Source organism: Mycobacterium kyogaense, from assembly GCF_003254575.1.
In the GTDB taxonomy this organism is placed as follows: Bacteria; Actinomycetota; Actinomycetes; order Mycobacteriales; family Mycobacteriaceae; genus Mycobacterium; species Mycobacterium kyogaense.
Map to the genome: position 1 here is coordinate 1 of NZ_QJUA01000004.1, position 21,144 is coordinate 21,144.

General features: G+C 65.8%; 22 protein-coding genes and 2 pseudogenes. 13 read left to right on the plus strand and 11 right to left on the minus strand.

The window, feature by feature from the left end:
- Positions 1–208 (plus strand): annotated as a pseudogene (locus DMB80_RS28335) (hypothetical protein); the annotation flags it as partial.
- 217 nt (positions 209–425) lie between these two features.
- Here DMB80_RS28335 and DMB80_RS04375 read toward each other — a convergent pair.
- The 4 genes from DMB80_RS04375 to DMB80_RS04390 form a co-directional block, all read right to left on the minus strand.
- Positions 426–692: a hypothetical protein gene (locus DMB80_RS04375; RefSeq protein ID WP_111508728.1), complete on the minus strand. Its 267-nt coding sequence runs from the start codon at positions 690–692 to the stop codon at positions 426–428.
- 658 nt (positions 693–1,350) lie between these two features.
- Complete coding sequence (locus DMB80_RS04380) at positions 1,351–2,223, minus strand: tyrosine-type recombinase/integrase (protein WP_240431006.1); 873 nt, start codon at positions 2,221–2,223, stop codon at positions 1,351–1,353.
- The gene (locus tag DMB80_RS04385) at positions 2,220–2,519 is read right to left on the minus strand and encodes a hypothetical protein (RefSeq protein ID WP_162938404.1); all 300 of its coding nucleotides are present in this window, start codon (positions 2,517–2,519) and stop codon (positions 2,220–2,222) included. The genes DMB80_RS04380 and DMB80_RS04385 overlap by 4 nt, the downstream gene beginning before the upstream one ends.
- 469 nt (positions 2,520–2,988) lie before the next feature.
- Complete coding sequence (locus DMB80_RS04390; RefSeq protein ID WP_240431018.1) at positions 2,989–4,134, minus strand: integrase core domain-containing protein; 1,146 nt, start codon at positions 4,132–4,134, stop codon at positions 2,989–2,991.
- A gap of 348 nt (positions 4,135–4,482) precedes the next feature.
- Here DMB80_RS04390 and DMB80_RS04395 point away from each other — a divergent pair, with 348 nt between their 5' ends.
- From DMB80_RS04395 to DMB80_RS04410, 4 genes are all read left to right on the plus strand, one after another.
- Positions 4,483–5,055 carry a TetR/AcrR family transcriptional regulator gene (locus DMB80_RS04395; protein ID WP_111508730.1) on the plus strand — a complete coding sequence of 191 codons (573 nt, stop codon included), beginning with the start codon at positions 4,483–4,485 and terminating at the stop codon, positions 5,053–5,055.
- A 248-nt stretch (positions 5,056–5,303) separates the two neighbouring features.
- Entirely contained in the window at positions 5,304–5,729 is a 426-nt protein-coding gene (locus tag DMB80_RS04400; RefSeq protein WP_111508731.1) for an ester cyclase, read from the plus strand.
- Positions 5,730–5,766: 37 nt separating this feature from the next.
- Positions 5,767–6,516: an SDR family NAD(P)-dependent oxidoreductase gene (locus tag DMB80_RS04405; protein ID WP_111508732.1), complete on the plus strand. Its 750-nt coding sequence runs from the start codon at positions 5,767–5,769 to the stop codon at positions 6,514–6,516.
- On the plus strand, positions 6,513–7,484 hold the full coding sequence (locus DMB80_RS04410; RefSeq protein ID WP_111508733.1) for a quinone oxidoreductase family protein: 972 nt from the start codon (positions 6,513–6,515) through the stop codon (positions 7,482–7,484). Before DMB80_RS04405 ends, DMB80_RS04410 begins: the two co-directional genes overlap by 4 nt.
- Positions 7,485–7,508: 24 nt before the next feature.
- On the opposite strand, the gene DMB80_RS04415 is transcribed toward DMB80_RS04410, so the two are convergent.
- Together DMB80_RS04415 and DMB80_RS04420 are read right to left on the minus strand one after the other, a co-directional pair.
- Positions 7,509–7,832: a DUF2795 domain-containing protein gene (locus DMB80_RS04415; RefSeq protein ID WP_162938405.1), complete on the minus strand. Its 324-nt coding sequence runs from the start codon at positions 7,830–7,832 to the stop codon at positions 7,509–7,511.
- A gap of 93 nt (positions 7,833–7,925) precedes the next feature.
- Positions 7,926–8,465, minus strand: coding sequence for an STAS domain-containing protein (locus DMB80_RS04420; RefSeq protein ID WP_111508735.1), 540 nt, complete (start codon positions 8,463–8,465; stop codon positions 7,926–7,928).
- 210 nt (positions 8,466–8,675) lie between these two features.
- Between DMB80_RS04420 and DMB80_RS04425 the strand changes: the two genes are divergently transcribed.
- Together DMB80_RS04425 and DMB80_RS04430 are read left to right on the plus strand one after the other, a co-directional pair.
- The gene (locus DMB80_RS04425; RefSeq protein ID WP_111508736.1) at positions 8,676–9,653 is read left to right on the plus strand and encodes an AraC family transcriptional regulator; all 978 of its coding nucleotides are present in this window, start codon (positions 8,676–8,678) and stop codon (positions 9,651–9,653) included.
- An 82-nt stretch (positions 9,654–9,735) separates the two neighbouring features.
- Entirely contained in the window at positions 9,736–10,155 is a 420-nt protein-coding gene (locus tag DMB80_RS04430; protein ID WP_111508737.1) for a pyridoxamine 5'-phosphate oxidase family protein, read from the plus strand.
- Here the strand turns inward: DMB80_RS04430 and DMB80_RS04435 are convergent, their stop codons facing one another.
- Positions 10,156–12,294, minus strand: coding sequence for a DNA gyrase subunit A (locus DMB80_RS04435; protein ID WP_048424331.1), 2,139 nt, complete (start codon positions 12,292–12,294; stop codon positions 10,156–10,158).
- Between the two features lie 10 nt (positions 12,295–12,304).
- Positions 12,305–14,338 (minus strand): toprim domain-containing protein, encoded by a 2,034-nt coding sequence (locus tag DMB80_RS04440; protein WP_111508738.1) that lies wholly within the window; start codon positions 14,336–14,338, stop codon positions 12,305–12,307.
- 120 nt (positions 14,339–14,458) lie between these two features.
- Between DMB80_RS04440 and DMB80_RS04445 the strand changes: the two genes are divergently transcribed.
- A complete protein-coding gene (locus DMB80_RS04445) occupies positions 14,459–15,355 on the plus strand; it encodes an endonuclease/exonuclease/phosphatase family protein (RefSeq protein ID WP_240431007.1) in 897 nt (298 codons plus the stop codon).
- 63 nt (positions 15,356–15,418) lie between these two features.
- Positions 15,419–15,658, plus strand: coding sequence for a hypothetical protein (locus DMB80_RS04450; protein ID WP_111508739.1), 240 nt, complete (start codon positions 15,419–15,421; stop codon positions 15,656–15,658).
- 10 nt (positions 15,659–15,668) lie between these two features.
- Here DMB80_RS04450 and DMB80_RS04455 read toward each other — a convergent pair whose 3' ends face one another.
- Positions 15,669–16,373, minus strand: coding sequence for a hypothetical protein (locus DMB80_RS04455; RefSeq protein WP_240431008.1), 705 nt, complete (start codon positions 16,371–16,373; stop codon positions 15,669–15,671).
- 229 nt (positions 16,374–16,602) lie between these two features.
- Here DMB80_RS04455 and DMB80_RS04460 point away from each other — a divergent pair, with 229 nt between their 5' ends.
- On the plus strand, positions 16,603–17,319 hold the full coding sequence (locus DMB80_RS04460) for a hypothetical protein (protein WP_111508740.1): 717 nt from the start codon (positions 16,603–16,605) through the stop codon (positions 17,317–17,319).
- A gap of 12 nt (positions 17,320–17,331) precedes the next feature.
- Here DMB80_RS04460 and DMB80_RS04465 read toward each other — a convergent pair whose 3' ends face one another.
- Positions 17,332–17,691, minus strand: coding sequence for an Rv2640c family ArsR-like transcriptional regulator (locus DMB80_RS04465; protein WP_111508741.1), 360 nt, complete (start codon positions 17,689–17,691; stop codon positions 17,332–17,334).
- Between the two features lie 96 nt (positions 17,692–17,787).
- Here DMB80_RS04465 and DMB80_RS04470 point away from each other — a divergent pair, with 96 nt between their 5' ends.
- From DMB80_RS04470 to DMB80_RS04485, 3 genes and pseudogenes are all read left to right on the plus strand, one after another.
- Complete coding sequence (locus DMB80_RS04470; protein ID WP_111508742.1) at positions 17,788–18,183, plus strand: ArsI/CadI family heavy metal resistance metalloenzyme; 396 nt, start codon at positions 17,788–17,790, stop codon at positions 18,181–18,183.
- Positions 18,183–19,508: pseudogene (arsB, locus tag DMB80_RS04475) on the plus strand (ACR3 family arsenite efflux transporter); the annotation flags it as partial. The gene DMB80_RS04470 and the pseudogene arsB, both read left to right, overlap by 1 nt.
- A 405-nt stretch (positions 19,509–19,913) precedes the next feature.
- Positions 19,914–20,264 (plus strand): hypothetical protein, encoded by a 351-nt coding sequence (locus tag DMB80_RS04485; RefSeq protein ID WP_111508744.1) that lies wholly within the window; start codon positions 19,914–19,916, stop codon positions 20,262–20,264.
- A gap of 30 nt (positions 20,265–20,294) precedes the next feature.
- On the opposite strand, the gene DMB80_RS04490 is transcribed toward DMB80_RS04485, so the two are convergent.
- Positions 20,295–21,086, minus strand: coding sequence for a bestrophin-like domain (locus tag DMB80_RS04490; RefSeq protein ID WP_240431009.1), 792 nt, complete (start codon positions 21,084–21,086; stop codon positions 20,295–20,297).
- Positions 21,087–21,144 lie beyond the last annotated feature (58 nt).

Sequence of the window (21,144 nt, forward strand, 5' to 3'; positions counted from 1 at the left end):
CCCCCTCCACGCCGACCACTCCCGCTCCCGGGCCCAGCACGGCACCGTCGGCAACGCGCCGGACAGGCTGCTGCACGGGTCGTGCAATGAGTCCCGGGGCGACGGCAGTCGAGACCACCTGCGGCCAGCTCTCGCCGCCGCCGGGCCCTCTGATCCGGGCGCAGATCCTCAACTCGGGACCCTGCGCTATTTCGACTGGCCTGACTGACCGCGACACCCCCCACCCGGTTTTTCTGAGGCCACCCCCCGTCCCAGACCCCGCGGTAGGTCTGGCGATTTTTTTACAGAGCCCCAGATTATTTTGGCCGACTGGGGGTGGGCTCAGGGTGAAAAATGCTGTGCCGCAGGTGCTTTGATGCAAACGAGTTGGCGATTTCTGCGCGAAACTGACCGGGACCGGTGGAGCGCCGGTCACGGGGGTGCGTTCACCTGTGGCGCTGTGAGGGCATCGAACGCCAGCGCGGTTCCTGGCCCTCGGGGCCGGTTCGATACTCGATCAGCCAGAGCAGCGTGTCCGGTGAAACCTGGCGTCCGCCGTGCGGACACCCGAGTACCACGGGCCACTCACCGGTCTCGGCGAGCAGCTCCTTGACGTGGGCCTCGATGCGCGCACGCGTTTCTTCTCGCCGCAACTTCGCCGGGAGGTAGAGCTCGGTCTGACCCCAGCGGCCGTCATCCCATGACTGCGTCATCCTTCTGAGGGTAGGGCCGCTCACGGACAATGCCTGAAGCCGGCATGCAGGTGGCTCCGCTGACCTTGGACACCAGATCTGAGGATGCCGAAAGTTTGCTGGAGGGCCTCAGGTTGGTAGACGGTGGTCCGGGCGGCTAACTAAGAAAGTGCCTACCGAGTCGGCGTTGACCCTGTAAATCGTGCTGCGACGACCTACGCGCTGAGCGCGTAAACCCTTCACTATGCGAGTGCAGATTGCCGCATATTGGGGCATACGTCGGTATATCGGCGGTTTGTCGTTTGACCGCCATGCGACAAGATCTTAAGAAACGCGCATTGCTCTACGCATGACATTGGTTGACAATCCCGCTACAGTCGAGTTCGCCAGCCAGAGGGGAACACCGGGAAACCGGACACCAACCGAAGGTTGTGCGCTGGAGCTAGTGGGAGTCGAACCCACCGCGGGCGGCTTTGGAGGCACCCCGGGCTAACCTGCTAGCCCCAGCGGCGGAAGTGGGTCCGGGCGGACGGTGCTACGTCTGCCCGGACTTCACCTCGGTCCCGAGCCTAGTAGGTGTTGGGTCTATCACCCCCGTATGCCCGCGTTTCCGGGCGTGTCTCTTTCACTTCTTTCCCTCGCGTCACATTGGTCACTCGAACCGCTGCCCGGTCGCCGGTCACGTGGGGTCCAGTCGGCTGATCGCCTCGCTGAGCTTCGGGTCCGAGATCAGCACGTACCGGGCGGTGGTGTTGAGCTGTTCGTGCCGCATCAGCGTCTGCGTGGTGCGCAGATCCGTGCCGCTGCTGACCAGCGTGGTCCCGTACCAATGCCGCAGCCGGTGCGCGGTGCCCCCCGGGATGCCTGCGCGGATCATCGCGTTGCCGATGATGTCGCCGACCCCGCGCGGCCGGATCGGGAGACCCTTGCGCCTCGAGTTCCCGGGGAACCACCAGCCGCGGCGTGGCATGCCTTTCGCGGCCTCGGCGAGGACCGGGTGCAGCGGCAACACCGCGGTCTTCTTGCCCTTGCCGGTGACGCGCAGCGTGCCCGCCACGGGGTCGACGTCCTCGCCCCGCACGTTCGCGATCTCATGGATGCGCAGGCCCGCGAAAGCGGCGAGCTGGATCATCACCCGCGTGCGGTGGTGCATGCGGACCGCCAGCAGATCCCGCACCTGCTGGTCGGTGATGGGCCGCGGGACGCCCTTGGGTGCCTTGGGCCGTTTCACGCCGGCCGCGGCGTTCACGCCGCCGTTGCGTTCCCACCAACTGTAGAAGCTGTGGATGTACCCGTAGTAGGCGGCACGGCTGTTCTGGTTGAGTGAGGGCTGGCCGAGGAACCGCGCAATGTCGATGGTCCGCACCGACTCCAGTCGCGAGCCCGAGAACCTCTCCAGCCTGTGCATGAGGCCGAGCATCTCGGCGATGGTGCGATTCGAGCGGCCCTCGCCGCGCATGTAGATCTCCCACTCCTCCAACAGCGTCAGATCCCGCTCCCGGTCCCCGCTGTCGGCGTCGGGGACGAGCATGAGGTGCGGAGCGGCGCTCACAGCGACGTCACCGTGTACGCGTCGGCGACCCCGTCGAACTGGCGGCCACAGTGCGCGCAGCGGCCCGTGCTGCTCTCGATCGCCGCTCGCTGCCACGCTCGCAGGTGATGGCCACACAACAGCGCCTGCTCGCACCCGTGGAGGTTGAGCCGCCAGCGGGCCGGCCGCCCGCACGCGGTGCCGGCTCTGGTCGGCATCTCGCACGCGAGGTGCTCGTTCCATCCCGAGATCGCAGCTTCGAAAGCCGCCAACTCGCTGTTGTCAGGTGGGGCGGGTGATGGCTGTACAGGTGTCATGACGGCAGACTATGTCCGTCAAATTCGCTGCGCCACAACTGTTTTAAAGTCTGTCCGACGCTACAAAATATGGGCTGAGCCGATAGCTATGGCGCTGCGCGATAGATATGCGCAAAGGGCATAGATATTGCCCACCGGTGGAACGAATGGTCGCTGGTTGGGTGAATTACCCACCAGTGGGAACCGCGACGGGCGACTCGATCGACGAGCCAATTTGTGGGGTTCCTACGAAAGGCTCCCGCTGCGTGGTCGCATTCACTGCCCGTACCCCAACGCTGACCCCAACCAGGGAGAAAACCGGGTGTGTTCGCCAGTGTTCGTGGTTGCACAAAATCCCACTGAGCTGCATTGATAGAACGAGTGTGAACAGTGGCGAACGCCGCTCGGCTATCTGGGGGTCAAGTGGTCGCAGGTTCAAATCCTGTCAGCCCGACGTTGTGATGTCTCAGGACATCGGCGACAGCCGGACCTACGTTTGTAGGTTCGGCTGTTGTCGTTTCGGGGGTTGTCTGGTGGGTCCTTTAGGTGCTCCGGTGGGTTGGTAGTCGCGGTTTGGGTCGAGGGTCAGTTCGCGGAGCAGCTCTCCGGTGGCGGCGTTGACGACCCGTATCTGGAGGTCGTGGACGAGCAGGATGACGCAGGTCCCGGCGTGGATTCGTCCGATGCCGATGTGGTGCAGGCGGCTGTTGTGGCGCAGGGTCACCGACCCTGCTTTGTCGACGGTGTCGTGTCGGATGCGGTCGTGGGCGTCGGGGTGAGACGGTGGTCCGGGGGTGGCTTTGGGCATCGTGTTGTAGAGGGCGGCCGGGGTGGCTCGGTGGGGCAGGGACCGGTGTGGTCGGCGGTGGTTGTATTCGTCGCAGAAGCTATCGATGAGGGTCTGGAGCTCGGCGATCGTGTGCGGTTGGCCGGGTTGGGCGCGTAGCCATTTCTTCATGGTCTGTTGGAATCTTTCGACTTTGCCGCAGGTGGTGGGGTGGCTGGGGCGAGAGTTCTTTTGGACGATGTGATGTCGACGCAGTTCGGCTTCAAAGCTGTTGCGTCCGCCTTTGCCGCCGGCCAATCGCACGGTGTAGACCATGCCGTTGTCGGTCAGCGTGGAGGCTGGGATTCCCTGTCGGGCAATGGTTGTGCGGAATGTGGTGACAACGATCGGCGTGGTGATGCGAGGGTGGGCGCTGACGTGCAGGGCGTAGCGGGTGCAGTCCTCGAGCCAGCTGATGATTTCCACGCTGGCGCCGGGTCGGCCGTCAGGGCGGGTGAGTCGGTAATGGGTGAAGTCCGATTGCCAAGTCTGGTTGGGCATTACGGCCTGGAACCGGACATAGGAGGACTTGGGTCGCTTCTTGGGCTGCGGGGTGATGAGGCCGGCGGCCACCAGATGTCGGCTGATCGTCGAGCGGGACAGTCGGTGTCCGTGGCGGTGTTGAAGGTGCCAGGCGATGGTGTCGGGTCCGGCATCGAGGCCGGCGGCGGCCAGCTCGCTGCGTAGACCCACGATCAGCTCAACGACGTGCGGTGCGGTAGCGCCCGGAGAGGTTTTCGGTCGCCGCGAGCGGGGCTCGAGGGCAGCGTGGCCCTCAGCCTCGTAGCGGGCCTTGAGCCGAGACTTCAGCTGGGCTCTGGTGGTCGACGAACAACGCGGTCAGGACCAGACGGGCCTTCGACGTGGGTTGCGGCATCCCCGAGCATCACGCCGAGCCGGGCTGTCTCCAATGCCCCGAGACATCTGTCGCCAATGACGCGAGACATCTGTCGCCGATGTCCTGAACCAGCACACTGTCAGCCCGACGTTGTGATGTCTCAGGACATCGGAATAGCCGCGGACCTACTTTAGGTCCGCGGTTTTTTCCGTTTGGGGCCTTTGGGGGCGCCGGCGGGTTGGTAGTCCCTGGTGGGTCGAAGGTGAGTCGCGCGCGGGATGCCCGGTACCGCACCGCGATGCGGCCCGTAACCTTGGACGGTGGCCCGTCCACCCGAATTCGATCGCGCCGAGGCGTTGGTGAAGGCGCAACACCTGTTCTGGGAGCGGGGCTACGAACGCACGACCGTTCGTGACCTGACCGAGGCCATGGGCATCTCTGCGCCCAGCTTGTACAACGCCTTCGGCGGCAAGAAAGAGCTGTACGACGAGGCAGTGGCGGCCTACGTAAGCGCGCCGACGCGGGTGGTGCCGCCGGCGCTTGCCGAGCGTAGTGCCCGGGCGGTCTTTGCTCGCATCCTGGAGATCGCGGTGCGGGAGTACTCCCGTGACGATCAGCCACGTGGGTGCCTGGTTATCTCCGATCCCGTGCTGGAATTCGAACGCGACGCCGGTCGCGTAGCGATCCGTCAGCGACTGGAGAGGGCGCACGCCGACGGCGATGTGCCTGAGGACGCCGACGTGCAGGCCTTGACCGACTACGTCGACATCGTGTTACGAGGATTGTCCTCCCTCGCCAGAGACGGGGCCGATCCCGCTGCGTTGCGCTCCGCTGCCAACGTCGCCCTGCAGGCATGGCCGGCGCGGCCTCGTCGCCGTTCCGCGCGGTCCTGATCTCTGTTCGCTCGCGTCACCCCAGGTGACCGCCCCGCTGCATCGGCTGCGGAAAGTTCATGACGGCCAGCGCTGGTGTAGGTTCACTGGGCGATGTTTTATCAGGATCGCTACAAAACGTTGAGGGAGGCGGATGGACTGCCGGTGACGGACTGTGGAGTTTTGCCGACCGGCCACACTGCTGCCAAACAACATCCAAACATGTTGTGCTCGAACGGAATCAGGCCGCCCTCCGAGAAGGAACCACCATGAACGCTTCACCGATCGACATCGTGCGCCGCAACATCGAGGCGGTGCAGAACAACGGCGACTTCGCCGTGTTCGACGAGATCTTCGCCGACGACTTCGTCGACCACACCCCCCAGCGCGGCGTCAGCGCCGACAAACACGGCGTGAAGTTCCTCTACACCGGACTGCGCAAAGCATTCCCCGACTTTCGTGCCGACATTCATTGGCAGACAGTCGATCGCGACAAGGTGACGACCTACAAGACGTATCGCGGAACCCACGACGGAGCGTTCCTCGGCGTTGCCGGCACCGGGCGAGCAATCGCGTTCGACACCATCGACGTCTTCCGCGTTCAGCACAATCAACTCACCGACCACTGGGGCATCGCCGACCTCCTCGGGGTCCTCGTCCAACTCGGCGCGCTACCCGCCGAGCTTGCCCTGTGATGCCGACCCCGGAACCGACGACAGGACCAACCGACCGATGACCACACCACTGCAGGGCAAGACCGCACTCGTCACCGGCGGATCGCGCGGCATCGGCGCCGCCATCACCAAACGATTGGCCGCCGACGGAGCCGCCGTCACCTTCAGTTACGCCCGCGCGGCTGACGTCGCCAGTCAGCTCGTCGACGAGGTGGTCCACCAGGGCGGCCGGGCCGCGGCCGTCCAAGCCGACCAGGCCGACTCTGCGTCATGTCAGCGGCTCGTCAGCCACGCGGTGGACGCGTTCGGGCCGCTCGACATCCTGGTCAACAGCGCCGGTGTCTACCAGACCGGCACCATCGACGATCCCGGACGCGATGACGCCGTCTTCCTCGAACAATTGCACACCAACGTCGTCGGCGTCGTGGCCACCACCCGTGCCGCCGTGATGACGATGAACGAGGGCGGCCGCATCATCAGCGTGGGGACCGCAGGCGCCTCCCACGCGCCGTTTCCCGGCATCGGCGATTACGTAGCCTCCAAGGCCGCGCTCGCCGCCTACACCCGTAGCTGGTCGCGCGATCTCGGTCATCGGGGCATCACCGTCAACATCGTCCAACCCGGCGCGGTGAACACCGACATGAACCCCGCCGACGGGCCCAACGCAGAACTGCAGGCATCGCTGAACTCGTTGCGACGCTTCGCCGATCCCTCGGAGATCGCAGCCCTCGTCGCGTTTCTCGCCGGCCCGGAAGCGGGCTTCATCACCGGCACCACCATCGACATCGACGGAGGGCTCAACGCATGAGCGGGGTGGTGCGGATTCATCGCCACGGCGGTCCTGAGGTCCTCGTCTACGAGGACGAGTCGTTGCCGCCTCCCGGTGACGGTCACGTGCTGCTGACCCACGAGCACATCGGTGTCAACTTCGTCGACACCATGTTCCGGGACGGAACGTTCCCACTGACCGACTTCCCGGCCGTTCTCGGGCTCGAGGCCGCAGGCACGATCAGCGCCGTCGGGCCCGGCGTCCACCAGCGAAGAAAAGGCGATCGCGTCGCCTATTGGACGACGATGGGCGCCTACGCTCAACACCGACTCATCCGCGCCGACCAATTGGTCGCCGTTCCCGACGACATCTCCACCGAGGCGGCTACCGCAGTACTGACCAAGGGCATGCTGGTGTGGGCGCTCACTCGGCGTGTCGTCGACGTACGAGCCGGCGACACCGTTGTGGTCGGACCCGCCGCGGGCGGCGTGGGCTCCCTCCTCGTGCGATGGCTGCACTGGATGGGCGCACGCGTCATCGCCACCGTGGGCTCCGAAGCCAAGGTGGCACAGGTTCATGCCGCCGGGATCGAGACTGTCTTGGTCTCACCCGCCCCTGGGGCTGCAGCAGAGGCCATCGCGTATGCGGCCGGCGAGCGCGGCATCGATACCGTCTTCGACGGTGTCGGCGGGACCGGTTTCGCCAGACTGTGGCCGCTCGTCAGGCCCGGCGGCACCGCCGTGTTGTACGGCGGCGCCGCCGGCTATCCGGACGTCGACCCCAACGAACTCCGCTCAGCGGGTGTCCGGTTCGTGCAGCCCAGCACTGCCCAGTACGTCAACACTCCCGATCTGGTCGAGGCTGCCGCGTCAGCTGTGTTCGATGCGCTGCGGACCGGTGTCTTCGGGCCCGTGGCCACGACGACGTACCCGCTCTCCGATGCTGCGCTCGCACACGCCGACATCGGCGCCCGCACGACCACGGGAAGCGTGCTCCTGGCGCCTTGATTGCGTGTCACCTGCGTCGACGTCTCACTTCTTGCGATTCTCACCCAATTCCTCGGCGATGGGGTTCTGCGGCACGTCTCTGTCTCTTTCGGTGACACCCGGCTTGGTGGGCACCCGGTGCGCGGCACCCTTCTCGCCATTGGTCATCACGTCGTCGGTCAGCGGCACCGACGCGAGCACCTCGGAGAATGCGGCATACGTCTCGGGTGGGATCGAACGCAGGGCCCGGATGGTGTCGTCATCGCAGGAATGGCGTTCGGCGGCTGCGAGAAGAGTCGCCTTGTCTGCCGGGAAGTCGACATCGTCGAGGCATTCGCGGAGTCGGTGGCGTGTGGTGGCTGCGGACATGGTGCTCCTTCTCATATGCCGGGTAGGTCGGTGCCCAATGCCCGGCTCGACGGTGCGCAAACCAGGCCGTCGTGACCTGCCGGGACGAGGGCGCTAGACCTGCGGGTCCGTGCCACCTGGGTGCAGATCGTCTGTCGTGTGAGGCCCGAAGCGTCGCAGACGCCTGCTCTGCTCAGACGCCTTCCGCGCTGCGTCGACAGTCTTCTGCGCGCGCCCACGGGCGCGTTGCGACTGTTCGATCACGGCGGCACCCAGAGTCTCACGACGGTCCGCCTTGAGCTGGGCTTTGTGCAGCGATGTGAATATTTCGAAGCGCTCGAGCAGATCAGCGGCGGCGAGTGCATCGGCGACAGGTCCAGTTGGCGACACAACCAGGCAGAACGAGGTGTCCGCCTTTCCGGCGATTGAGGAGGCGTCGACGAGAGTTGTGACAAATTGGCCACCGACCGACGTGGCGCGGGACAGCTCGAGCACCAGCTGTGCCGGTTGCCGTGTCAGTTCATCGGCGACCACGCGGCCCATGGCCGCCGTCTCGGCATCATCGATGTCCCCAGAAACGAACAGGATGCTCGTCGAGTCGGGAAGTCGTCTCAGCGTGAACGAATGTCCGTTCTGCCGGCCGACGTCGCCCATTTCGCTCACTCCGTCACCTCCTCTATAGGTCCACCGGCGACCTAATCAGGCGGGGTGGGCGCTAGCTATCCGCTGACCGCCTCCGCAGTGGCCGTTTCGCGCCAGGCAGCCGGGCTGGCATGCTGGAAGGAGGGCCGCAACGACGCGGGGCAGGGGAGAATTTGGGGACCGGCGACGAGCCGCCTGCGCACACCGAGCTGGGGGCACCACATGACCGACGCGCCGTTCGAGCACGCAGCCGAGGTGCGGACAACTGACGTCGACGAGGCGGCCGATGCCGTCGGCCGCTTCTATGTCGCCGCAGAACTCGCTCCCATCGACACCGCCGCGGTGAAGATGCAGATGAAGGCGTTGGCGCTCCCCATGGTCACCGTCGGCGACGTCGGCTTCGGGGTGGATATCGAGATACGAGCCGACGACGTCAGCGCCTACTACATCGACGCACCGGTATCCGGCATGGCGATGAATCGATGGCGTGACGGTGCGGATGTCGCTACGACCGCTGGGGACGTCGCCATCTTCACACCGGGAACGCCGTGCCGGCTCGCCTGGTCCGCCGACTGCGATCAGGTCTGCGTCAAGGTGCCTGAATCACAGATGCGGCGCCAACTCGAAGCCATGCTCGACCGTCCAGTTCGGAAGCGGATCGTGTTCGATCGGCGGCTCAGTCTGAGCTCCACTGCTGCCAAGGACTGGTATTCGTTGGTGCGGCTGCTCGGGCGGCAAGCCTGGCAGCCCGGAGGCCTGCTGAACCACCCGCTCGCGGTGGGAAACCTCCAACTCCTCTTGATACAGGGCCTGTTGCAGATGCAGCCCCACAACTTCACCGATGCACTCACCGCGCACGAACACCCGGCCAGCGCAGCGGTGACGAAGCGGGCAATCGATCTCATGCATGCTCATCCGCAGAAGCTCTGGAGCACAGCAGAATTGGCGCAAGCAGCTGGAGTCAGCGCGCGTTCGCTGCAGCGGGCGTTCGAACGGTCCGGCCACCCGTCGCCCATGGCCTATCTGCGACGGCTCCGGTTGAAGCACGTGCACACCGAATTGGCCTCTCAGTCTCCGGACTCGGTCACGGTGACGACGGTCGCCGTCCGCTGGGGATTCCTGCACTTGGGCCGATTCGCCAGTCAGTATCGTGAACAATTCGGGGAAAGCCCTTCAGAGACACTTCGTTTGGCCGGTTGACCGGCTCGTCCTCGAGTCCCGGTGCCATCACCCGTCGGTTCTGGGCGAGCTCGGTCGCGGCAGCGGGCAGTAACCTCGAGTCATGCCACGCGCACTCACCGACGACGAGATCACCGCCTTCCTCGACAGCCGCCCCGGGTGGGCGGCACTGACGACACTCGACGAGGACGGGTTTCCCCACACCGTGCCGCTGGGCTACTTCCGGCTCGGCGACGACATCGTCATGGGCGTGCGCGACAACACGCGCAAGATCGCCAACGTAGAGCGTGATCCGAAGGTTAGCATCATGCTCGAAGACGGGTCCACGATGTCCGACATTCGCGGCGTCATGATCCAGGGCCACGCACGCGTGGTCCGCGACGCAGAAGCCGTCGAGCTCGCGCGGCACGGCGCCCGCAGACGTGGCGTGCCGGAGGACGAACTGCCCACCGAGCCGCGACCGGGCTCCGCCTACATCTACGTGACCCCGGTGCGCACCCGCTCCTGGCAGTACGGGGACTGATCAGCCCGCCGGGGTGACGTCGCTTCCCGAACCCTTGATCGACGCCTTGGCGCGGCTCTCGGCACGCACCGTCCGGGTGCCGCGCACATAACCGGTCGGTGAGATCGACGCGGCCAGCAGCGCATCTTCGCCCTTGATGAACGGGTGGAACCCGACACCGGCGCCGCCTCGGCCCTTGACCGGGATATCGGCGACTTCGGTGACTTTCCAGCTCTTTTCGGCCAGCGACAGGATCGCCTCACCGTTGGCACACGACACCGGCAGCGCGGCGACCACCTCGTCCCCGTCACCGGTCAGCTTCACCCCGGCGACGCCGTTCCCTGCCGCACCCTGCGGGTTGACCGCGGCCGGATCGATCCGCAGGATCTTGCCGCGCCGCGTCACCAGCGCCAGGTGATAGCCCTCGGGCAGTACACCGGAGCGCACCAGCCCGGTGATGTCCGGTGCCACCGGGATGTCGCGGATCTTGAACGGCAGGCCGCCTCCGTTGGTGAACTTCACGCGTCCATCGCTCCACACCGCCCAGCCGAGACCGGAGGTGAGCAGCTCACCGTGACTGTCGGAGAACACCCCGCGATCGTCGAGGCGCCACGCGGTGTTGACCTTGCGTTCGCGCGGACCGTCCTCGTCACTGCCCGCCGTCACGGGGGTGGCTTCGGCGTCGAGCACGGTGCGGCGGTCGAACTCCGGACCCTTGAACAGCTTCGCCGTCTCGACGAGCTCCTGATCGATCACCTTTCGACGCGCATCCGGGTCGGTCACCAGTTCGGTCAACGCGGCGAACTCGGCGTCCAGCTTCTCCGCTTCGGCACGCAGCTCGATGACGTCCAATTTGGTCAAGCGTCGAAGCTGCAGTGCCAGAACGTAATCAGCCTGCACGGCGTCGATCCCGAACCGCTCCTGCAAACCCTGCCGCGCCTCGTCGACCGTCTCCGAACCGCGGATGACCGCGACCGCCGCGTCGATGTCCAGATGGATCGTCATCAGACCGGCCACCAGGTGCCGGCGGGCGGTCACCTTCTCCAACCGGTACTCGCTGCGGTGCAGCACCACCGAATCCCGCAGCGTCAGGAACGCCGCGATCAGTTCCCGAACCGACCACCAGCGGGGCACCCGGTTCTCGTCGAGCGCGACGAGACTGGCGGCGAACGTCGACTCCAGCGGAGTCAGCGCCAGCAGCTGCGTCCGGATGTCCTCGGCGTTGTGGCCGCGCTTGGCGGTGACCACGATGCGCAGACCGTTGCGCCGGTCGGTGAGGTCGGACATGTCGGCGACGCCGGACATCTCGCCGGACTCGACCAGCGCTCGGATCCGCTCCTGCACAGTGTTGCTCGCAACACCGGGCGGCAATTCGGTGATGACGCAGTTCTTGCCGTCGACATGGATCGTGCCGCGGACCGTGAACGCACCCCGGCCGGTGGTGATGTACTCCCGAAGTCCTGCCGTGCCGACGACGGTGGCGCCGCAGCCCCAGTCGGGCCCGGGGATGAGTTTGACCAACCGGTCGTCGGTCATGTTCGGGGTCTTGAGCAGCGCCCGGCAGGCGGCCATCACCTCGCGTGGGTTGTGCGCGGGCACCTTGGTGGCCCACCCCTCGGCGATGCCGACGGCACCGTTGCAGAGCAGCACCGGCCACTGAGCCGGCAGCATCGTCGGCTCGGTCCATTCCCCGTCGAACGTGGGCACCATCGGCACGGCGTGGTCGTCGAGCTCCGCGGTCAGCGCTGCACCCGGCGCCGAGAGCCGCATCTCGGTGTACCGGTCGGCCGCAGGGATGTCTCCCTGGATGCGGGGGAATGCGCCCTGTCCGTCAATGACTTTGACGCGCTGGAACTCCGCGGCCATCAGCGCCGCCGCGCCGTACATCGACGCGCCGCCGTGGGGGTGCAGGTTGCCGGTGACCGCCGAGCAGACCTTCGACGATTTCTGCGGCTTGTTGCCGGGCAGCAGCCGTGAGTCGTGCATCTGATAGAGCAGACGCCGCTGGCCGGGTTTGAGCCCGTCGAACGCCGACGGGATGGCCCGGTCGCTGACGCTGTAGAGCGCGAAGGTCAGCTGATAGTGATTCCAGTAGTCGTCGGCGCTCTGGTCGAGCACCAGGTCGGGGTTCTGTTCAGGGATGTCCAGGGTGGCAGACACTTCAGTACTCCTAGTCGAGGTCCAACGCGGAGGTGTCGACACGGGCGGCGATCTCGGCCATCCACGTGCGACGCCCCTCGGGCGGCCCGCCGAACAACGTGTGGTGCAGCTTCGCCTCGTCGTGGTCGGGATGGACGCGAATCACCGTGCGGCGCTGCGGATCCAGCACGGTGTTCCAGAAGTCGTCGGCATCCATCTCACCGAGACCCTTGTTGCGTTGCACTTCGACCCGCTTCTTGGAGGTGGCCTTCAGTTGTGCCACCGCCGCGTCCCGTTCGGACTCGTCCTGACAGTAGATCCGGTCGTCCCCGTTCTTCACCACGAACAGCGGTGGCAACGTCACGTAGACCATGCCGGCCTCGACGAGCGGACGGTAGAAGTCCAGGAACATCGAGATCAGGCTCGAGTTGATGTTGCCGCCGTCGGGATCGGCGTCGGAGGCGAACAGGATGCGGTCATACCGGCACTGTTCGGGATCGCAGCTGTCACGCACGCCGCAGCCGAGAATCCGTTCGATCGAATCGAATTCGTCCTTGGCGCGGGCCTTGGTCAGGGCGAAGCCGTAGACATTGGGCGGCTTGCCCTTCAGCGGAAAGGCGGCTTGGAAGGTCGCGTCGCGTGCGGCTTTGATGGTACCCAGCGCCGAATCACCCTCGCAGAGAAACAGTTCGGCTCCCGAACCACGGCCAGTCTCCCTGCTGGGCAGCAGCTTCGGTGGGAGAGACAGATTGGTGCCGAGCCCCTTGGCCTTCGACGCCGCCCGCGACCGTGCCTTGGCCCCTTCGGCGCTGCGCCGCGCGCGGGCGAATTCCAGCGCCAGCTTGGTCCACAGCGAGACAGTCTCACCGTTGGCAGGATTGGCCGCCCAGATGGTGACACTGCGCGCCACATCCGGTGCCATCGCCAGGTTCAGCGACCGCGACGACACCGCTGTCTTGGCCTGGGAGTCCCACGACACGTCGGGGGCACGGGTGTCGACCGCGAGGGCGGTGACCGCCGCGAAATCCTGTGCCTCCGGGCCTTCTTCGCCCTTGGCCAGGCCGAGGTCGCGGATGCGGGACGCCCGGTCGGCCAGCGCCTCGGAGAGCCCCTTCATCGCCGCGGTGAGGTGGGAACCGCCACCGGGCGTGCGGACGGTGTTGCAGAACGCGGCCACCGTCGCCGGCTCGGCCGGGCCGGCGGTCAGCGACCAGCGGAACGGTGTCGGGCCGCGACCGGTGGTGTACTCGCCGCGACCTTCGACGACAGCCCGCACGGCGGGAGCGGGGTTACCCGCCGCGGTGCACATCAGTTCCAGCAGCGTGTCGGTGCCCCAGGGGCCGTCGAAGGGTTCGAGCAGCGCAGGCGGCACTTCGTCGCCGGGCCAGCCCTCGTCGACGACCGAAAGATGCACGCCGGGGGACATCCGCGCGGCCGCGTGGGCGCGCAGCAGCACCTCACCGATGTCCATCGTCGAATCGGGCACGACGGTGGGATCGAACAGGATGCGCACTTCAGTGCCGTGAGCGTTCGGCTTCCGATTACCGACGCCCTGCAGCTTCTGGGTGTCGGCACGAGTGAACGGCGCCTCGGGATTGAAGTCCTTGCCGTCGAACACGCCGGGGTAGCCGCCGCCGAAGCTCTGCAGGTAGGTCTTGCCGCCCCGGCGAACCGTCACGTCGGTGCGGGCGGAGATGAAGACTGCGGCCGCGGCGCCGATTCCGTTCAGACCGGCCCCGGTGCTGGTGGCGTCGGCGTGCGCGGAGAACTTGCCGCCGGCGCGGGCGGTGCCGAGGGTCTTGACAATGCCGTTCTTGCCGGTGGCCGGGTCGGTGTCGACCGGCAGGCCACGCCCGTCGTCGGCGACACTGACCGACCCGTCGGCGTGCAGGGTGATCGTTACGGTCGACCCGCCGTGGCTGGGGTCGGCGACCTCTTCCACCGCGTTGTCGATCAGCTCACGCAACGCAGTGTTCAGGATGTCCAGACCGAGGTTGACCGCCGGCCGCAGGCGGGTGTGCTGGACATCGTCGAGCTCGGTGATGTCAGCGGCGGTGTAACTCACGTCTCGTCCTTTCCATCAGGTGGGCGCCGATCGGTGGAATGGTAGACGGCGGATCCGACTTCCTCCTGCATCTGCAGCTCAGCCACTCGGTTTTTGTGGCGGTGATGACACCATGGCGTGATGCGCGCCTTCCTGTCTCGTCAGCGACGGCGGCTGACTCAGATGATGCGGCCGCGTCGGGGCGTTGGCGTCGCAGGGTTCGACGCCCGTACGAATCGGTGGGTCGACGTCGAGACAGCGATTCCCGTACAGCGCGACGAGCTGACCTTCGCGACCTTCAACATCTGGTTCAGCGATCACCACGCGCCAGCGCGCTACCACGCCATCGTGTACCTGCTCGAGGCGCACAGCCCGGATGTCATCGCGTTACAGGAGGTCACGTCCGCGGCTCTCGAGGTGTTCCTCGCGCAGCCGTGGATTCGTCAGCACTACTACCGCGCGGCGGCCACGGGTCACGCCTTCGGCAGGAACGGGCTGCTGCTTCTCTCGCGCCTGCCGATGTCGCATGCTGTCTACACCCATCTGCCGCGCAGCGTCGGGCGCGGCCTGCTCCAGGCGAACCTGACGGTCAACGGACGCGCGCTGACGATCTGCTCATTACACCTGGAAAGCGGCAAGTCGGCGTCGGAGATTCGCACGCACCAGCTGGCCACGGTGTTTCGCGCCGTCGACACCGCCGAAAACGCCGTGCTGTGTGGGGATTTCAACCTGCGAAACGCCGAGGGCAGCAGGCTGCCCGACTCCTATGTCGACGCATGGCCGACCCTGCACCCCAGCGACGAGGGGTTCACCGAGGACACGTCGGTCAATCTCATGCTGAACGACAGCAAGGGCAAGCCCAGAAAGGTGCGATTCGACCGCATCCTGGTCAAGGGTGACCAGTGGGTCCCGGCAGACATTCGACTCCTGGGTACCGAACCGATCTCGCAGACGACGCCGAGAGTCTTCCCGTCCGACCATTTCGGCCTGCTGTGCCGGGTGGTTGCCGCCGGACGAGCCGTCATTGCCGACGCATGAACACTGCGAAAACTCCGCTGTCGGCGGCCGCCTCGCCGGGCATCGGCCTCTAAGCTGGCGGAAATGCCTACCTCTTCATCGCCGCAGGACGAGTTGCGAGTCAACTTCCAAGTTCTGCTCAACAGCGCCCTCACCCACGGACGGGCGGCGTCACGCGAGTGCGGTCTGGGCCCTGCCACCGTCGAAGCGATCAACGCGATCGCCTACGACCATCCGGACGCCGAAGCCGACGCCGTCGCAGCTGCCTACGACGCCTTCGGTGCCGAGCATGGGGGAGTGCAGTCCACCAACAGGACGGCATAGCTGACGATTCTCACGCGGCGACAGCTACGTCGGCCGTGTTGGCCGTGTTGGCCTTGTTGGCCTGCAGGCATGCCCACGACATCGTGAACAGGAAGATGCAGTAGGTGGTGAGCGCCAACCAGAACAGCAGCACCCCGTTCCAGGCGAAGGGGCCGCTGTGGAAGAAGTACGCGAAGATGTCGGGGATGAACGACACGGCGACGAAGAAGTTCACGTAGCCGACCCAGCGGGGAAAGACCGTTTGGCCGCTGAGAACTGCGATGCCGATGGACAGGTTCTGCAGACAGAACAGCATGATCGCGGGGAACAGAATGAGCCAGCCCATGTCGTGCAGTAGCAGCACCGTGTCATCGGATCGATCGGTGCGGAATGTGGCCATGGCCCACAACAACATGGGCAAGAGGTTGAGCAGCAGCGTGGCGGTTCCTGTGGCGAGCTGGGTCAACGCCAGTACCGGGCGACGCCCTTCGATCCGCAGCAGATGCATGCTGATCGTGGCCACCAGCGGGGCATAGAGGACGATGCCCAGGGAGGCGAGGACGAAGCCCGCACCGGTCAGGGTGGGGTGCTCGAGGTAGAACGCGCGCACCTCGGACATCGGCGCACCCGGACCCAGAGGTAGGGGCAACATCCCGGCGATCAGCCAACCCACGAGGGTGACCACCACAGCAGCGGGCCCGCCGAGTGCACACAGTGTCAGCACGCGAGGATTCACGATTCCCTACTCTCGCAACGCGCGAGCCGCGACTGCTCGCAGGTTTTTAATTTTGATTAAGTGGAGAAGCTACGGGCTGGCATGCGGGGTGGTCAAGAGGCGCCCGCAGCACCGGACCGGATTCTTTCGCCGACGTCCCTCCCGTGGTGATCTTGATCTCTCGCGCAGCGGCCACAAATTTCGTACGGTCATGCGGTCCTTGATGTGTTCGCGGGAGCCGGGGTGTCAGATGCGTGCGGTGTTGACGTTGCCGATTTCTCCGGAATTGGACGTGGTCGAGCTGAGGGAAGCACTGGCGCCGACCACCTGGCTGCCCTCGGCCGACCCGGACGAGCCGTGGATGAAGGCTCGGGTGGATGCGCTGGTGCAGGAGTTCCCGGAGAGTCTGCGTGTTCAGCTGCAGCAGGCCGGGGTGATCTACATCCAGGTCGGGCTGACTGTCGAGGGGCTGGTCAGCTTGGAGCGTCACGGCGCAGTGATGATCCGCCTGGTCCACGACGGCAACGACGTCTCCGCGATCAAGGCCGCTGTCCACACGCTGGCCCGCCACCTACCGGACGCGCTCAAAGCGGCCACCGGCAACGACGATCTCGGATTGGAGACGGATATCGAGATCCGCCAGCGCCATGGCGGCATCGCCGTGGCCAAGGGCGAGATCATCACCCCGCACAGGTTGCGGTTCCCGAAATACGTGCGTACCGAGCGTCCTCGCGAGTTCGCGCTGGTCTGCGTACTCGCGGGCCTACTTGCGGCGACGTTCGTGACGTCGTTGTGGCTGGCCCACCTTCACCCGATCTCGCTGAGTTGGCCCGATGTGATCCGCGGTCACGGCGAACGGATTTCGTCCGCTCTGGTCGTGGCGCTGTTGACCATCCTGATCAACCTGCTGTTCGAATACCGTGATTGGCGCTCGGAAACCACCGAGGTGCGTTGGCTTTTCGGGTGAAGCTGCACAGGGCTAGCGGCAGCAGTTCGGGTCCAGCACTGCGCACAGCGCGCCCAGCGCATCCGGCGCGACACGATGAAAGACGTTCATGCCCCGGCGATCTGAGGCCACGAACCCGGCACGGCGCAGCTGCGCGAGGTGATGGCTGACGGTCGACTCGGTCAACCCGAGCGCCGCCGCCAGCGCGCCGCTGTTCTCCTCGCCGGTCGCCGAGCTGAACAGCATCGACATGATCTTCACCCGAGCTGGATCTGCCAGGGCTTTCAGGCGCAGTGCCACCTGCAGCGCATCGGCATCGCTCATCGGGCCCGAGGCCACCGGCGCACAACACACCGGACCGGACATGTCGATGGTGGGCAAGCTCTTGGGCACCCACCCATAGTGCCACCATCTTGACATTCATCACAAAGGTGGCATCGTGGGCGTCGTCAATACTTCGACATACGTCGTATAGGTAGGGAGGCTGATATGCCCTCGACGTCCCGTATCCAACTCGCACTCAACGTCGACGACCTCGACGAGGCCATCGTGTTCTACTCCGCGCTCTTCAACACCGCCCCGGCCAAGGTCAAACCCGGCTACGCGAACTTCGCCGTCGCAGACCCTCCGGTCAAGCTGGTGCTTCTCGAGAACCCCGGCCACGGCGGCACCATCAATCATCTTGGAGTCGAGGTCGATTCGAGCGATACCGTGCACAGCGAAATCGCTCGACTCGCCGGAGAGGGGCTGTTCACCGAGGAAGAGATCAACACCACCTGTTGCTTCGCGACCCAGGACAAGGTGTGGGTGAGTGGTCCCGCCGGAGAACGTTGGGAGGTCTACACCGTGCTCGCCGACTCGGACACCTTCGGCGCCCGCTGCTGATGGCCGGCTACTCGGCCGACGCCGGCGTCGTCGACAAGCTCTCGTTCCTCGACCGATTCCTGCCGCTGTGGATCGGTGTCGCCATGGCCGGCGGGCTGCTGCTCGGTCGGCTGGTGCCTGGTCTGGACAGGGTTCTCAACGGCATTGCGGTCGATGGCATCTCGCTGCCGATCGCCCTGGGTCTTCTGATCATGATGTATCCGGTGCTCGCCAAGGTGCGTTACGACCGGCTCGACACCGTGACCGGCGACCGCAGGATGCTCGCCAGTTCCCTTGTGCTGAACTGGCTCATCGGGCCCGCGCTGATGTTCGCGCTGGCCTGGCTGCTCCTGCCCGACCTCCCGGAGTACCGCACCGGTCTCATCATCGTCGGTCTGGCCCGGTGTATCGCGATGGTCATCATCTGGAACGACCTCGCCTGCGGTGACCGGGAAGCCGCCGCCGTCCTGGTCGCCGTGAACTCCGTCTTCCAGGTCCTGATGTTCGCCGCCCTAGGCTGGTTCTACCTCTCGATCCTGCCGGGTTGGCTCGGGCTGCAGCAGACGAGCATCGACGTCTCGCCGTGGCAGATCGCGAAATCCGTCACCATCTTCCTCGGACTCCCGCTGCTCGCCGGATATCTCTCGCGTCGGCTGGGAGAGCGGGCGAAGGGGCGAGACTGGTACGAACGGACCTTCCTGCCGAGAGTCAGCCCGTGGGCGCTGTACGGGCTGCTGTTCACCATCGTCGTCCTGTTCGCGTTGCAGGGCGCCCAGATCACCAGCCGGCCACTCGATGTCGCGCGCATCGCGCTGCCGCTGCTGGCCTACTTCGCGATCATGTACGGCGGCGGATATCTACTCGGCGCCGCACTCGGGCTGGGCTACGAGCGCACGACGACACTGGCTTTCACCGCCGCAGGCAACAACTTCGAACTCGCGATCGCCGTCGCCATCGCAACGTTCGGCGCCACCTCGGGGCAGGCCCTCGCCGGCGTCGTCGGACCCCTCATCGAGGTTCCCGTCCTCGTCGGTCTGGTCTACGTGTCACTCGCTCTGCGCCCGCGTTTCGCCGGGCCCCGACCGGAGGCGAGGTGGGCATGACGCCCTCGGTGTTGTTCGTGTGCGTGAAGAACGCCGGCAAGTCACAGATGGCGGCCGCTCTCATGCGTCAGCTCGCCGGCGACTCCGTGATCGTCCATTCGGCCGGCACACGACCGGGCGAGCACGTCAACGCGCTGTCCGCGCAAGCCCTCGCCGAGGTGGGCATCGACATCAGCGCAGAGGCGCCGAAGCCGCTCGAGGACAGCATCATTCGTGAGGCCGACGTGGTCGTGACACTCGGCCGCGAAGCTCACCTGGAGCGGGTCCCCGGCCCTCGATTCGAAGCATGGGACACCGTCGAACCCTCCGACAGCGGCATCGACGGCATCGAGCGCATGCGGCTGATCCGCGACGACATCGCGCGTCGCGTCCGCGTGCTCGCCGCTGGCCTAGGTGCCTGACGGGCTCACCGGCCTGGCGTTTTCAGCCTCATCGCAGCCCTCGGCAAGGAATCACCCACTGAGCGAATCCTTGTGGCGGGCAGGCAGTCTCCTGCAGACCTGCCGCGAACGCTTTACGTCCTCTCACGCAGGGCGTTTCATCGAGTGAAGCCTCATCACCGCGGCGAGTTCTGCAATGTCGCAGTCGGCGGTGTTCGGACGGACGCCACGGTCGTGTCGACGTCGTTCGTTGACAAAGGATTTCACGATGATGCGTGTATTCATGGCGCTGTTCATGGCAGGCCTGGCCGTGGCCACATCGGCAATTGCGCACGCGGGAGGCAACATCGGCGCCAACCCGGTGCGCCATGCTGTCAGCTGCAGCGGTCAGGAGATGGACGTGCAGAGCGACGGTGGCGCTCCGGTCAGCTGCCCGTCCAGCGGCGGCGGCGCGAAGAGCGACATCAAGCCCCAGACGATCGTCGCGAACATGGTGCCGGTGGGCGGTGGTGACCCGCACGACCTGACCGGGACCTACCCGAAGGTCAGCAGCTACGGTGGGATCTCTGATCCGACGCCGTCGCCTCAGTACACGGGGCCGTTCCTACCGACCCAGTAGCAATGACGTGATCGAAGACACCGACTGGCGCTACCGCTGGCTCTGCAGGATGTCGACGACCTGCTGTAGCGGGTCGGGCACCGTGGACACGGCCCCCACGAAGGGGTGCGACAGTTCGATCACGAGGAAGAGCTGCGCGCCGACGAGTGTGCCGATGATGGCCACCATCGCGTAGTGATTGGCGGGCTTCTCGACGCCGTAGATGATCGCGCAGCCCAGTAGCAGGCCGCTGGTGACGAAGATGACGGCCCACAGTGACCACGGTGGCCCGGTATCCGTGCGGGCCTGCAGCACCCGTTCCGTGCGGTTCTTGCTCAGATCGTTGAGGTTGCTGAAAGACGTTGACAGCAGGGTCTTTTGCGCATCGGTCCGGGCTGTCACACCCTCGTACGCCGCATAGACCCGGTCCAGCGCCTGATCAGCCTCGGGGTAGAACCGCCCGGCGTTCGATTCGTCCCACTCCGTCAACGCGGCCTTCTCATAGGCCAACAGGCTCTGGCGGATCCGGTCGCGGTCCGGCTCGTCGAACACACCGGAGTCGCGGGCGAGCTGCGCCCCGGCCGCTCCCTCGGTCCGCACCACGCCGTCGGCATGGCTGATCTGCCCCCACATGGCCGAGACGACGAAACCGATGAAGAACGCGAACACGAAACCGACGACACCGAAGGCGAACTTGGTCACGTCGTTGTGTTCGTCGCCGCGCAGATTCGGGAATCGTCGGCGCACCACCATCTGGATCGCGACGGCCGCGCCCGCGGTGACCAGGACCATCAGGAGCAGGAGCAACCACGGCGGCACGTGCGTCACCAGCCATTGACTCACGTCGCCCCCTCGAATCGCTGCACTTCGACCGCTGCAAACTCTAAACCGGCCGCCTGGA

Bases quoted from the DNA above. Each gene is read 5' to 3' on its own strand.
- DMB80_RS04375 (WP_111508728.1), bottom strand. From the start codon at position 692: ATGACGCAGTCATGGGATGACGGCCGCTGGGGTCAGACCGAGCTCTAC.
- DMB80_RS04385 (WP_162938404.1), bottom strand. From the start codon at position 2,519: ATGACACCTGTACAGCCATCACCCGCCCCACCTGACAACAGCGAGTTG.
- DMB80_RS04400 (WP_111508731.1), top strand. From the start codon at position 5,304: ATGAACGCTTCACCGATCGACATCGTGCGCCGCAACATCGAGGCGGTG.
- DMB80_RS04405 (WP_111508732.1), top strand. From the start codon at position 5,767: ATGACCACACCACTGCAGGGCAAGACCGCACTCGTCACCGGCGGATCG.
- DMB80_RS04410 (WP_111508733.1), top strand. From the start codon at position 6,513: ATGAGCGGGGTGGTGCGGATTCATCGCCACGGCGGTCCTGAGGTCCTC.
- DMB80_RS04415 (WP_162938405.1), bottom strand. From the start codon at position 7,832: ATGTCCGCAGCCACCACACGCCACCGACTCCGCGAATGCCTCGACGAT.
- DMB80_RS04420 (WP_111508735.1), bottom strand. From the start codon at position 8,465: ATGGGCGACGTCGGCCGGCAGAACGGACATTCGTTCACGCTGAGACGA.
- DMB80_RS04425 (WP_111508736.1), top strand. From the start codon at position 8,676: ATGACCGACGCGCCGTTCGAGCACGCAGCCGAGGTGCGGACAACTGAC.
- DMB80_RS04430 (WP_111508737.1), top strand. From the start codon at position 9,736: ATGCCACGCGCACTCACCGACGACGAGATCACCGCCTTCCTCGACAGC.
- DMB80_RS04445 (WP_240431007.1), top strand. From the start codon at position 14,459: ATGCGCGCCTTCCTGTCTCGTCAGCGACGGCGGCTGACTCAGATGATG.
- DMB80_RS04450 (WP_111508739.1), top strand. From the start codon at position 15,419: ATGCCTACCTCTTCATCGCCGCAGGACGAGTTGCGAGTCAACTTCCAA.
- DMB80_RS04460 (WP_111508740.1), top strand. From the start codon at position 16,603: ATGCGTGCGGTGTTGACGTTGCCGATTTCTCCGGAATTGGACGTGGTC.
- DMB80_RS04470 (WP_111508742.1), top strand. From the start codon at position 17,788: ATGCCCTCGACGTCCCGTATCCAACTCGCACTCAACGTCGACGACCTC.
- DMB80_RS04485 (WP_111508744.1), top strand. From the start codon at position 19,914: ATGATGCGTGTATTCATGGCGCTGTTCATGGCAGGCCTGGCCGTGGCC.